Source organism: Vibrio kyushuensis (assembly GCF_050337325.1).
Lineage (GTDB): Bacteria > Pseudomonadota > Gammaproteobacteria > Enterobacterales > Vibrionaceae > Vibrio > Vibrio kyushuensis.
On record NZ_JAKJSV010000004.1, the window covers coordinates 209,244 to 222,876 of the forward strand.

Genomic DNA, 13,633 nt, shown 5'->3' on the forward strand with positions numbered 1-13,633 from the left:
ATTATGGCGACACTAGAACTTAAACAGATCCGTAAAACGTACCCAAAAGCGGACCAGGAAACCTTAAAAGGGATCGACATTAGTATCGATTCAGGTGAATTTTTGATTTTGGTTGGCCCTTCGGGCTGCGGTAAATCAACATTAATGAATACCATTGCAGGGCTTGAAGGGATCAATGCGGGTGAAATCGTGATTGATGGCACCGATGTAGCGAGTGTAGAGCCAAAAGATCGCGATATCGCCATGGTTTTTCAGTCTTACGCTTTGTACCCAAATATGACGGTAAGAGGGAATATTGCATTTGGATTGAAGATTAGAAAAATGCCGCAAGTGAAAATCGATGCAGAAGTAAATCGAGTGGCTGAGATGCTGAAAATTAATGACTTGCTCGACCGAAAGCCTTCTCAACTTTCAGGTGGGCAACGTCAGCGTGTTGCAATGGGGCGAGCACTCGCGCGTCGACCAAAACTGTTTCTATTTGATGAACCGTTATCAAACCTAGATGCGAAACTTCGTGTTGAAATGCGCCATCAAATCAAACGATTACATCAAAAACTGAATACAACCATTGTATACGTTACTCATGATCAAATCGAAGCGATGACACTGGCTGACCGAATAGCCGTAATGAAAGACGGAGAGCTGCAACAGTTAGGCACACCAAAAGAGATCTACAACAAACCGAGTAATATGTTTGTGGCTGGCTTTATGGGGTCTCCTTCGATGAACTTCATTAAAACGGTGGTTGATCTTGATGCTGATGATAAACCAGTGATTCGCGTGACGGGTTCAAATAACCAAGAACATCACATTAAACTGCCGAAATCGATGCGAGAGCAAGATGGAAAGGAGGTTGTGATTGGACTAAGGCCCGAGCATATTAGCGACTCTCCAGCGGAAGACACTACCGCGTCAACGAAACTAGACCTAAAACTGGAGGTACTTGAGCCGACAGGGCCCGATACTATCGCGATGATCAAAGTTAATGATCAAGAGATAGCGTGTCGTCTTTCACCTGAGCTTGAAGTGACGGTAGGTCAGACTGCGCCACTGCACTTTGATTTGTCAAAGGCGGTGTTCTTTGATGCACAAACAGAGAATAGAATTGAATTCTAACCAATAATCTTCATTTCATTGCCAGTTGATCAGGCTGATTTTCTGGCGACCTTTCTGAAGTGCACCTTCAATTTGGGTTATGGTTTATTCCTCAATAAGCCATAGCCAAATATTCGGGGGAGTGTTCAAGTCATTTTATACTTGAATGGAGGTGCACTTTTTTTATTCAGTATCCTTGCTGAGCATGCATTCATTAATCTCTTCACATCATCGATGACCAAATAATCCTAATGATAAAACTGTAGATAGTGCTATTACTATATAGTGCGTATGAAAAATAGTACGTATGAAAGATCAGTAGAAATGAAACATCAGTACAAATGAAAAAAGAGTGCGCAGGTAAAAGAGTACATAGGTAAAACAGCGCGCTGGTAAAAAAACACACGGTTCAAATTTAGCGGGGCTAAGAGTGGAGCTTCGTTATTCGTAGATATTGTATTTAACAACAAAAAGTCACAAGGAGGGAAGGTGGTTATATTGCCAATCTTGGGACATTATTATGAGCTTGAAGATGAAGTTTGAACTTGATGGTTAAGTTTAATAATTGAGGAATAGCTTGGACTTGAAGAAAAAACACATTGTTTGCCAAGAGATGACAACTAGTTTGAAAAAAACGACTGTAGAACAAATTATTAATTATCAAAACTAGGTGAAAGCTGATACTCCTTCCCAGCTTTCGCCTTTTTTGTTTTCAAACAGCTTTTTTATATCCAAAGCCCTCATTTATCAAACGTCTCTTATGACAATGCGATGCTCATTTATCTCAATATAGCCTAAGGTCAACAGACCCCAATCAGTTGTGTGTCATTATTCGCCGATACCATGAATTTGAATGGGTCATTTTCCGCTCATTTGACTCCTGGTTTATTTGCTATTAGCACCGTTTTTTAACATCCCCTTCTCCTGAACCTATACATATCGGTAATTGTAACAAAATATCAACACTTGGCGTGGTACTTGCTCTATAGGAACTATCAGCCCATAGACGGCGCTGTTTATAACCAAGGAGAATAATAATGTTTAAACCTCTTACTCTACTGTCTGTATCTGTTCTGGCGATGACAAGTTTTAATGCTGCTGCGAATTGTGACCCAGGCGAACTCGTGATTAAGTTCAGTCACGTAACCAATACAGACAAGCACCCGAAAGGGATTGCTGCTTCACTGCTAGAAGAGCGTGTAAACACGGAAATGGATGGTAAGGCTTGCATGCAGGTGTTCCCAAACTCGACGCTGTATGATGATAATAAAGTGTTAGAAGCGATGCTAAATGGTGACGTTCAACTCGCTGCTCCATCACTGTCTAAGTTTGAAAAATTCACTAAAAAATTCCGTATCTTTGATTTGCCATTTCTATTTGAAGACGTAGAAGCGGTTGATCGTTTCCAGAACTCTGAATCTGGTGACAAGCTTAAAAATGCTATGCAGCGTCGTGGTCTTCAAGGGCTAGCATTTTGGCATAATGGTATGAAACAGATGTCTGCGAACAAACCGCTGATGGTTCCTCAGGATGCGGAAGGTCTTAAGTTCCGTGTACAAGCGTCTGACGTATTGGTTGCTCAGTTTGAACAGTTAGGTGCGAACCCACAAAAAATGTCTTTTAAAGAGGTTTACGGTGGCCTACAAACTAAAGTTATTGATGGTCAAGAGAACACTTGGTCAAATATCTATGGGAAGAAATTCTTTGAAGTACAAGATGGTGTAACCGAAACAAATCACGGTATTTTGGATTACCTTGTTGTTACGTCAAATGACTTTTGGAAAGGGTTACCTGATGATGTTCGTGATCAACTAGGTACGATTATTCAAGAAGTGACGGCTACGCGTAATGCGAAATCTTCTGAAGTTAACTTAGCGAATAAGAACAATATAATCGAAGCTGGTGGCGAAGTTCGCACGTTGACGGATACTCAGCGTCAAGAGTGGGTGACTGCCTTGAAACCTGTTTGGAATAAGTTCGAAAAAGATATTGGTTCAGATCTAATTGAAGCGGCTCTAGCTTCTAATAATTAGATTCAAGCGTCCGCAAATTTTTGCGGACGCTTTTTTAATGTCGCTATTTAGCGGCAAGTGAATGTCCTCATCTCATGGAACAGACCTTATCTCATGGAACAGACAACATTTGAAAAAATCGGCAAAGTGACCGATATCATTGAAGAGTCTTTGATTGCCTTCTTTTTAGGTTCGATGACTTTAATCACCTTTGCCAATGTCGTTTTTCGATATGTCTTTAACGGCAATATATTGTGGGCTTTAGAGCTTACGGTATTTCTTTTTGCTTGGATGGTTTTAGTCGGCGCATCCTATGGTGTTAAAAAACATTTTCATATTGGGGTGGATGTCATCATCAATATGGCACCTGATAAGTTAAGAAAGGCCTATGCGTTATTCGCAGTTGCCTGCTGTCTTACTTTCTCAGTTCTATTACTCATCGGCTCTTGGAATTATTGGTACCCATTCATCAGTGAAAGAGCTTGGTATGAAACTGACGATATTCCAATGCCGGAGATCTTACAGTTTTTATCTGATTGGTTAAATGAAGGGGAACGATACGAAAAATTACCCCGTTTCATTCCTTACATGGCTCTCCCTATCGGAATGGCACTGCTAACGTTCAGATTCATGCAGATTGCTTATCAAATCCTAACTGGAAAGTTAGATCGTATGATTGCAGGACACGAAGCTGAAGAAGAACTCGAAGCATTAAAAGCAGATGTGTTGGCGGGCAGTGATGAGGATGCTATGTCACCTTTAGGGTCAGCTTCGCGCGAAAAATCGGATTCAGATGTGAAATCAAACGGCAAGGAAGATTAGAAAATGGCCATGTTATTTCTATTTTTAATGGTAATTGCGTTCATGTTGGTCGGAGTACCCATCGCGATTTCTTTAGGTCTATCGAGCGTCCTATTTTTGTTAATGCACTCAGATGCATCACTCGCATCCGTCGCTCAAACACTGTTTAATGCGTTTGCTGGACATTACACATTACTTGCTATCCCATTCTTCATACTTGCGTCGAGCTTTATGTCTACGGGCGGTGTGGCTAAACGAATTATCCGCTTTGCTATCGCAATGGTCGGCTGGTTTCGTGGTGGGCTTGCAATGGCTTCGGTTGTTGCTTGTATGATGTTTGCAGCGTTATCGGGCTCTTCCCCTGCAACGGTTGTCGCTATTGGTAGTATCGTGATAGCTGGTATGGTTAAAAATGGCTATACCAAAGAGTTTGCTGCTGGTGTTATTTGTAATGCGGGAACGCTTGGGATTTTGATACCACCATCGATTGTTATGGTGGTATATGCCGCGGCGACCGATGTCTCTGTTGGTCGAATGTTCCTTGGTGGTGTTATCCCGGGTCTACTGGCTGGTGTTATGTTGATGATTGCCATTTACATTACTGCTCGGATTAAGAAAATACCGGCTCAACCATTTGTAGGGTGGGGTGAAACCTTCAGCGCTGCAAAAGATGCAAGCTGGGGTTTGCTACTGATTGTCATTATTCTTGGTGGTATCTACGGAGGTATTTTTACACCGACTGAAGCTGCTGCGGTTGCCGCTGTGTATGCGTTCTTCATTGCAAACTTCATCTATAAAGATATGGGGCCGTTTGCGGACAAGAACAACACTAAGCCAACGCTAGTCAAAGTGTTTGAAACGTTTGTTCATAAAGATACGAAGCATACCCTGTTTGAAGCGGGTAAGTTGACCATCATGTTGCTGTTTATCATAGCGAATGCACTGATATTGAAGCATGTATTAACTGAAGAACGTATTCCACAGATGATTACAGAATCAATGTTATCTGCTGGGCTTGGACCGATTGCCTTCTTGATTGTTGTGAACGTCCTATTGTTGATTGGTGGGCAATTCATGGAGCCATCTGGGCTACTGATTATCGTCGCGCCGCTCGTTTTTCCAATTGCTATTGCATTGGGTATTGATCCAATTCACTTGGGCATCATGATGGTGGTGAATATGGAGATAGGGATGATCACGCCGCCGGTGGGATTAAACCTATTTGTGACCGCAGGGGTTGCAAAAATGTCGATGATGAATGTGGTGAAAGCCGCACTACCGTGGGTAGGCGTCATGTTCTTGTTCTTGATCATCGTAACGTATGTGCCGTGGGTATCGACATGGTTACCAACTACCCTCATGGGGCCAGAGATCATTACCAAGTAGAAGGAGGGGTCTAGGTGCACAGAAGTTTATTATTTATATCTATATGCACCTAGATAGCCATTCTTAAATATTGTTACAGCTGTAATAGTTCGCTTTAACAAATTGCGGTGTCCAGTCAATTGAGAATGTTGTCGTGGTGCCTTTTGTAATTAGCCCATAGGTATCAACTGTTGAGATGTTCATAGAAGGAGAGAACTTCTCAATGGTGGTTACTTCGATGTAATTAGCATCGTACTTGCTTGAAGTGTTCGAAAATTTTTCTGCATTAACCACATATTGGTCATACTCTAGCTGAGATTGGTCTTCAAACAGGCCAGCTCTCGGTTTAGGCGTTTTAAAGTATTGAGTCTCGTGGACCATCTCACAATCAAGTTTGTCATCAGGAGAGAACTGGCTGTAAGTAACCTGATTTCCCTCTGGTGTTAGGTAAACATTTTGATCCATTGAGGCGCATGCTGATAGTAGAATCGCTGAGCCTAATATGGCTGTTATTTGTGTGATTTTCATTTCGATACTCTATGTTTAATAACTGCTGTTATGGGGGTAAGGTATTTCAGAGCATGAATATACCAGTTATTTTTATAGCCCCAATAAGTCATTTGGAATATCGATTATTCCTTGTATTGATGAGTTCTTACATTTCACCTCAAGGTTTGTACCATTTTTTAACTAGCTGGCAACGCAGTGCTTTGCCGTAACGTGTCTTTTTTATGAGTGATTAGGAAGATGTTGGTTTTATGGTGTCCTATAGTTACCTGTAGAAGTACATAATCACCAAGAGGTGGGAATATGGAAATGCATCAGCATTCAATCTCGGACTTATTTGAGCAATTGGGGCTTGGAAGTTCAAGTGATGAGATTGAATCATTTATTGCGGCTCACAATGGAATGACTGCGGGGCAAGTTATACACGAAGCGACGTTCTGGTCTAAGTCCCAAGCTGATTTTTTGAAAGTTGCTGTTGAGGAAGACGCAGATTGGGCTGAGGTTGTTGGTCAGCTTGATGCTTTGTTGCACCATTAGCCTTTATTAGGTCGATTATTATAATTGAAAAGCACGGTCAGTTGACGGTGCTTTTCCTTGAATTATATATTTTTTCAAATTAGTTGTCTTTGTACTCTTCCTTAACGAGCTGATAACGCTGCATTTTGTCATAGAGTGTCTTTCTTGGTAGCTCCAGTAGTGCCATCGTCTCTTTGATACTGCCATTTGTTTGCATTAAGGTTTGTTCTATCACCCCCTTCTCAAACTCATTCACTTGTTGTGTAAGAGAAGAGATTTGACTGATTTTAACGACCTCTTCACCTAGTTGCCCAAGTTGTCCTAATAAAACAAATCTCTCAGCGGCATTTCTTAGCTCTCTAACATTCCCCGGCCAATCATGACTAAGGATTTTTGCTAACTCAACGTTAGGCAGAGATGTTGCAGCTTTACCGTAGCGAGAAGCAGCAACTAAAAGAAAGTGGTGGAATAGGGTTGGAATATCTTCCTTGCGCTCTCTCAGAGGGGGTAAATCGAGTGTAACGACATTCAATCGGTAATAGAGATCTTCGCGAAACGAACCTTTCCTTGCCGCTTGTTTCAGATCGACTTTAGTGGCCGCAATAACACGAATATTCAATGCATGAAGCTTATTAGATCCAACGCGTTCGAATTGCCTCTCTTGTAATACTCTCAGAAGCTTTATTTGAGCTTGCATCGGCATTGATTCAATCTCATCAAGAAATAGGGTGCCATTTTGAGCGTGTTCTAACTTACCCACTCGATGACTATCGGCACCGGTAAACGCGCCTTTCTCATGCCCATACAATTCACTTTCAATGAGGTTCTCTGGAACAGCACCGCAATTTATTGCAACAAAGTTCTCTTCCCTTCGATCGCTTTGCTCATGTAAAGAGCGGGCTATCAATTCTTTTCCTGTCCCTGTTTCACCAAAGAGCAAAATATCGGCTTGAGTGTTTGCTACGTGACTGATGGTTTCTCTGAGCCTTTTTATTGCAGGCGTGTCGCCAATGACCCTTGGACCAAGAGTTTGGCTTGCTTTAAGCGTTCGTTTTAAGTCTTCGTTTTCTAATGTGAGATTACGTTTATCAATGGCTCTGTTTACTGTCTCGATAAGTCTCCCTGGTGAGAATGGTTTTTCAATAAAGTCGTAAGCCCCATTTTGTATTGCAGTCACGGCCATTGAGATATCACCATGACCAGTAATGAGTATCACGGGAACATCAGAATGCTGCTTTAGAATCGTCGACAGTAGGTTTTCACCAGAGATACCCGGCAAGCAAATGTCGCTAATGATGACTTTTGGCGCGCCGTCTGATTTTATGGCGAGCAAAGCATCTTCAGCTGATGCGAAAAATCGAGCATCGATCTCTTCTAGCTCAAAACTTTGCTCTATGGCGATACGAATATCGAGTTCGTCATCGATAAAATACACGTCACTCATATGAGTTCCTTACGTTTGACATTGTCTATATGGATATATCGGGAAGAGGAATCGTTATTGTGAAGCATGCCCCGCCTAGATTCGATTCGCAGTAGCTTAGATTACCTCCCATGGCTTCAATGATTTGGTGAGAAATAGACAGGCCAAGACCAAGACCATTCTTCTTAGTGGTATAAAAGGGTTCAAAGAGTTTTTGAGCCTGCTGCGCTTTAATGCCCAGTCCGTTGTCATCGATACTTATCGTCAGGCACTCTTCGTTTACATTAGTGCTCATGGTAATCGCCTTATTCGCGATACCTTCTAATGCTTGAATAGCATTGGTTAATAAGTTGACGATCACCTGCTCTAACTGAATATGGTTGATGACGACTTTGGGTAACTCAGGCGATGATTCGTTTGAAAAGTGAATCAAGTTTGATTTTATTTGAGGCGCCATCAACTCAATTGAGGCTTCAATAACAGGGCGAATTGACACCAGTGATTGCTCATTTTGATCACTCTTACGAGCAAATGAACGTAACTGGTCACTTATCTTGGCCATTCGCTCTGTTAGCGCTGATATCCGAAACAGGTTGTCATCGACTCTTTCTAGTTTTTGTTTGCTTAAAAAGCGTCGGCCATTATCAGCAAAGCTTCGTATAGCCGCGAGTGGATTATTTAGTTCGTGACTAATGCTAGCGGACATTTGCCCTAAAACGGCTAACTTAGCGGCTTGAATAAGCTCTTCTTGAGTGTGTCTAAGCACTTTTTCTGTTTTTACTCTTTCAGCGATTTCTGCGTGCAATTCAGCGGTTCGATTCATAACTTGAAATTCAAGCTTCTGCTTCGCTTCGCTTTGAAGCTGTTCAAGCTGGCGGTGTTTAAGACGTCGATTATGAATCAATAAAATGGCGAGGTAGATAACACTAAAAACCAAACCTAGAATGAGAATGAACGCAATGGAATTCCAGAATAAATTAGTTTGAGGCGTTAGGACTCGGATAGTGAGAGGCAGCTGAGGAAGAGGTCTTGATGAGTACAAATAATTGCCGAGGAAGCCGTTTTTATGCGGGCTGACTAGTTTCCCATGCCCAAGGGTTAGGCTATTTTTAAAACCCAAAGAGCGGATGTTGGTATCGAGATATTGCTGACTGTTTTTAATTCGATTACGCTGTGAATCGCTCAATGTAGTTAAGCTCTTAAACAGCCACTCTGGTTGATTTGACATGAAAACAACGTTATCGCTGTCTGTGACAATAAAGAAATTATCTTTACCACTCCAACTCTCTTCTATAAGCGATAAGTCCATCTTTACTACCGTAACACCAATGACTTCGGCTGCAACGGTAATAGGGTATGAGTAGTAATAACCTCTTAGACCAGACGTTGACCCTAATGCAAAGTATTGACTTGTCTCGCCCTCCATCGCTTCTTGAAAATAGGGACGCCATGCGAAATTGCGGCCGATAAACGATCTTGAAATATTCCAGTTACTCGAGGCGATGGTTGTACCATTGTTGTCCAGAAGGTAAGTGTCAGCGGCTTGAATGACAGAATTTACCTGTTCCAAATAACGGTTGGTGATTTCTATCTGCGCGCTGTTATTAGGTGCGAGTAGCGCATCTTGCAGTTCTTGGTCTTTGGACAGTAGTTGAGGAATATGATTGTACTTATCGAGTTTTGACGAAATGTACTCAGAAAAGCGGTCAAGCTGTGCTTGATGCGCAATGTAAATATCTTGTTGCTGTATATCCCAGACGAGTTTTACACCTATTGATGCGCATAAAGCAAAAACAGTGATAAAACTAATGTTAATGTGCCTAATTCTCAACGCGTTAATCCTTTTCCGCTGTATCGATAGAGTAATTGCAGATAAAACGACTGACTCAAAAAGATATCGAATATGAGCGATAAAACCGGAGCAAGATCTCTTTTTGAATTTTTTGCTAAAAAATTATTGAGACTCTCTTGAAAACCTCTTCATAGACCCCACTTTATTCAGAGATGGATTTCCAATGGTGGAAATTAAAGCAGTCAGTCAAGAAATTAGACTTATGCATCATCCTACGATGGTGAACGCCTCGACAGTGTGGCTATTGCCCGTTAGAATGCTGCGTCTAAAATTTTGTCCTGAGACTAATAGGAGATACCTTCGCTTGTGTTTTCGAATGTGCCGATAGTTTTTAATGGTTGCAGTCGTTGGTTATGGCAATAAGAAGATATCACTGATTAGTCCAATGCTAGAAAACTCTAGTGTTGATGCTCAATTTAATTAAGTACGGTTAATTGCCGTGAAAGATGCAGCCACTTATAGACTATCTATGTAGTTGGCTCACCTGCTCAGATTTCTGAGCCATTTTTGAGGTTTAAAAATAATGGAAGTTACTGTTGAAACGCTAGAAGGCCTAGAGCGCCGTCTAAATATTACTGTTCCTGCTGCGAACATCGAAGATGCTGTTACAGCTGAACTACGTAACATCGCTAAAAATCGTCGTTTCGATGGTTTCCGTAAAGGCAAAGTGCCTATGAAAATGGTAGCGAAAATGTACGGTCAAGCAGTACGTCAAGATGTACTTGGTGAAGTGATGCAGCGTCACTTTATCGAAGCTATCGTTAAAGAGAAAACAAACCCAGCAGGCGCACCAACATTTGCTCCAGTAGAAAACAAAGCAGGTTCTGACCTGGTTTTCACTGCAACTTTTGAAGTTTACCCAGAAGTAGAGCTTAAAGGCCTAGATAGCATCACTGTTGAAAAACCAGCAGTTGAAGTTAACGACAGCGACGTAGAAGAGATGATCGATACTCTACGTAAGCAACAAGCAACTTGGGCTGAAGTAGATGCAGCAGCTGAAGAAGGTTCTCGTGCAACAATCGACTTCGTTGGTTCTATCGACGGTGAAGAGTTTGAAGGCGGTAAAGCTGAAAACTTCCCTCTAGAAATGGGCGCAGGTCGTATGATTCCTGGTTTTGAAGACGGTATCACTGGTAAAACAGCAGGTATGGAATTTGAAATCGACGTAAACTTCCCAGAAGATTACCACGCAGAAAACCTAAAAGGTAAAGCGGCTAAGTTTGCTATCAAAGTAAACAAAGTTGAAGCACGTGAACTACCAGAAATCAACGACGAGTTCGTTTCTAAGTTCGGCGTAGCTGAAGGTGGCGTTGACGCTCTTAAGACTGAAGTTCGCAAGAATATGGAACGTGAGCTTAAGCAAGCTGTTAAAAACCGCATCAAAGAGCAAGCAATTGACGGCCTTGTTGAGCAAAACGACATCGACGTACCAGTTGCACTTATTGACCAAGAGATCGTTACTCTACGTCAACAAGCTGCTCAACGCTTTGGTGGTAACCCTGAAGCAGCTGAACAGCTTCCACGTGAATTGTTCGAAGAACAAGCTAAGCGTCGCGTAGTTGTTGGTCTTCTTCTTGGTGAAGTAATCAAGACTGAAGAGCTAAAAGCTGACGATGAGAAAGTTAAAGCAATCATCCAAGAGATGGCAACTGCTTACGAAGATCCATCTGAAGTAGTTTCTTACTACGAGCAGAACGAGCAAATGATGAACAACATGCGTAACGTAGCTCTAGAAGAGCAAGCGATCGACGCAATCATCTCTAAAGCTCAGGTTACTGAAAAAGAAGTTGGCTTTAACGAGCTAATGAACCAGCAGCAACCAGCTCAGTAAGCATAATGTAGCGTAGGTGGTTGACTTTACGTGAACTATTCTGCTAACAATGGTCCGTATGATACTTGTCATTCGGACCATTTATTTTAGGGACATAATAATATGAGCTTACAAGAACAAAATGCAATGTCACCGATTCTAAACGCTTTAGTACCAATGGTTGTTGAACAAACTTCCCGTGGCGAGCGCTCTTACGATATATATTCTCGCTTATTAAAAGAACGTATTATCTTTTTGACTGGTCAAGTTGAAGATCAAATGGCAAACCTTGTGGTTGCTCAACTTCTGTTCCTTGAATCAGAAAATCCAGATAAAGATATTTTCCTATACATCAACTCGCCAGGCGGCAGTGTTACAGCAGGTATGTCTATTTACGACACGATGCAGTACATCAAGCCAAACGTGAGTACCGTATGTATGGGGCAGGCATGTTCTATGGGCGCATTCCTACTTGCTGGTGGTGCACCAGGCAAGCGTCACGTATTACCAAACTCTCGCGTTATGATTCATCAGCCATTAGGCGGCTTCCAAGGCCAGGCTTCTGATATTCAAATTCACGCGCAAGAAATTCTAACAATTAAGCAAAAACTGAATAAACTACTTGCAGACCATACTGGCCAACCGCTAGAAGTGGTTGAAGGTGACACTGATCGTGATAACTTCATGTCAGCAGATCAAGCAGTAGAATACGGCTTAGTTGATTCAGTATTAACTCGAAATGCTGAGTGATTTAATACAAATTGTTTCACGCATTTCGAATAGATTTGATATACACTCAAACATAAAGAGTAAAGGCTAAGAGGTTAGCGAATGACAGACAAAAGCAAAGAGAGTGGTAGCAGTAAACTGCTTTACTGTTCTTTCTGTGGCAAAAGCCAGCACGAAGTTCGCAAGCTAATCGCAGGCCCTTCCGTTTACATCTGTGATGAATGTGTCGATTTATGTAATGACATTATTCGTGAAGAGATCAAGGACGTTCTTCCTAAGAAGCAATCTGAAGCGTTACCGACGCCAAAAGAGATTCGTGAACACCTTGATGACTATGTAATTGGCCAAGATTACGCGAAAAAAGTGCTAGCAGTAGCGGTATATAACCACTACAAGCGTTTACGCAACGGCGATACAACGAGTGAAGGTGTTGAACTAGGTAAGAGTAATATTCTACTTATCGGCCCAACGGGCAGTGGTAAAACACTATTAGCAGAAACTTTAGCTCGTTTCTTAGATGTGCCGTTTACAATGGCTGATGCGACAACCCTAACCGAAGCTGGTTATGTGGGCGAAGATGTAGAAAACATCATCCAAAAGCTTCTGCAAAAATGTGACTACGATGTTGCAAAAGCAGAGCGTGGAATTGTTTACATCGATGAAATTGATAAAATTTCTCGCAAAGCTGAAAACCCATCGATTACACGAGATGTATCAGGTGAAGGTGTACAGCAAGCATTACTTAAGTTGGTTGAAGGTACAGTAGCTTCAGTACCGCCTCAAGGTGGTCGTAAGCACCCACAACAAGAATTCCTACAAGTTGATACTTCAAAAATCCTATTTATCTGTGGCGGCGCATTTTCTGGCCTAGATAAAGTGATTGAGCAGCGAGTTGACACCGGTAGTGGTATTGGTTTTGGTGCAGACGTTCGTTCGAAAGACGAAACACGAACCGTTGGTGAGCTATTCAAGAAAGTTGAACCTGAAGATCTCGTGAAGTATGGTTTGATTCCAGAATTCATTGGTCGACTTCCTGTTACCACAACATTGACTGAATTAGACGAAGAAGCACTGATTCAAATTCTATGTGAACCGAAAAATGCATTAACTAAGCAGTACAGTGCATTGTTTGATTTAGAAAACGTAGAGTTAGAATTTAGAGAAGATGCACTGCGAGCTATTGCTAAAAAAGCGATGAATCGTAAGACGGGCGCTCGTGGTCTACGTTCTATTTTAGAAGGTGTTCTTCTAGAGACAATGTATGAACTACCATCGGTAAGTGATGTTAGTAAAGTTGTTATCGACGAAACCGTTATTAATGGCGAATCTGAACCATTACTGATTTACAGTAATACAGATAACCAAGCGGCTGGCGCAGATTAAGTCAACTTGAGTAGGCATTTGTTTTAAAAGGAGGTAATCAATTACCTCCTTTTTTATTTCTGTTATTGAATCCAAATTATTAGCCCCCATATACTCATAATCAGTCATACGTTTAATATGAAAGCGGAAGAGAGAATAAT

11 protein-coding genes are annotated in these 13,633 nt (G+C 41.7%); 8 read left to right on the forward strand and 3 right to left on the reverse strand.

Translation table 11 applies throughout. The features are described 5' to 3' along the window. Positions 1-3: 3 nt before the first annotated feature. From L4D20_RS10105 to L4D20_RS10120, 4 genes are all read left to right on the forward strand, one after another. The gene (locus L4D20_RS10105; protein ID WP_428801448.1) at positions 4-1,116 is read left to right on the forward strand and encodes an ABC transporter ATP-binding protein; all 1,113 of its coding nucleotides are present in this window, start codon (positions 4-6) and stop codon (positions 1,114-1,116) included. A gap of 1,016 nt (positions 1,117-2,132) precedes the next feature. Continuing rightward, complete coding sequence (locus L4D20_RS10110) at positions 2,133-3,128, forward strand: DctP family TRAP transporter solute-binding subunit (protein ID WP_428801449.1); 996 nt, start codon at positions 2,133-2,135, stop codon at positions 3,126-3,128. A 93-nt stretch (positions 3,129-3,221) separates the two neighbouring features. After that, on the forward strand, positions 3,222-3,929 hold the full coding sequence (locus L4D20_RS10115) for a TRAP transporter small permease (protein WP_428801450.1): 708 nt from the start codon (positions 3,222-3,224) through the stop codon (positions 3,927-3,929). A 3-nt stretch (positions 3,930-3,932) separates the two neighbouring features. Continuing rightward, positions 3,933-5,294: a TRAP transporter large permease gene (locus L4D20_RS10120; protein WP_428801451.1), complete on the forward strand. Its 1,362-nt coding sequence runs from the start codon at positions 3,933-3,935 to the stop codon at positions 5,292-5,294. Positions 5,295-5,357: 63 nt separating this feature from the next. Here the strand turns inward: L4D20_RS10120 and L4D20_RS10125 are convergent, their stop codons facing one another. Further along, entirely contained in the window at positions 5,358-5,801 is a 444-nt protein-coding gene (locus L4D20_RS10125) for a hypothetical protein (RefSeq protein WP_428801452.1), read from the reverse strand. 282 nt (positions 5,802-6,083) lie between these two features. Between L4D20_RS10125 and L4D20_RS10130 the strand changes: the two genes are divergently transcribed. Further along, entirely contained in the window at positions 6,084-6,317 is a 234-nt protein-coding gene (locus L4D20_RS10130; RefSeq protein WP_428801453.1) for a DUF2789 family protein, read from the forward strand. Positions 6,318-6,396: 79 nt separating this feature from the next. On the opposite strand, the gene L4D20_RS10135 is transcribed toward L4D20_RS10130, so the two are convergent. Further along, positions 6,397-7,740, reverse strand: a complete 1,344-nt coding sequence (locus L4D20_RS10135) for a sigma-54-dependent transcriptional regulator (RefSeq protein ID WP_428801454.1) — start codon at positions 7,738-7,740, stop codon at positions 6,397-6,399. Positions 7,741-7,765: 25 nt separating this feature from the next. Further along, entirely contained in the window at positions 7,766-9,550 is a 1,785-nt protein-coding gene (locus L4D20_RS10140) for a sensor histidine kinase (RefSeq protein WP_428801455.1), read from the reverse strand. Positions 9,551-10,094: 544 nt separating this feature from the next. Between L4D20_RS10140 and tig the strand changes: the two genes are divergently transcribed. The 3 genes from tig (at position 10,095) to clpX (ending at position 13,493) form a co-directional block, all read left to right on the forward strand. Continuing rightward, positions 10,095-11,402, forward strand: a complete 1,308-nt coding sequence (tig, locus tag L4D20_RS10145) for a trigger factor (protein WP_428801456.1) — start codon at positions 10,095-10,097, stop codon at positions 11,400-11,402. 102 nt (positions 11,403-11,504) lie between these two features. Next, positions 11,505-12,131 (forward strand): ATP-dependent Clp endopeptidase proteolytic subunit ClpP, encoded by a 627-nt coding sequence (clpP, locus tag L4D20_RS10150; protein WP_428801457.1) that lies wholly within the window; start codon positions 11,505-11,507, stop codon positions 12,129-12,131. Positions 12,132-12,212: 81 nt separating this feature from the next. Continuing rightward, positions 12,213-13,493, forward strand: coding sequence for an ATP-dependent protease ATP-binding subunit ClpX (gene clpX, locus L4D20_RS10155; RefSeq protein ID WP_428801458.1), 1,281 nt, complete (start codon positions 12,213-12,215; stop codon positions 13,491-13,493). Positions 13,494-13,633: the final 140 nt, after the last annotated feature.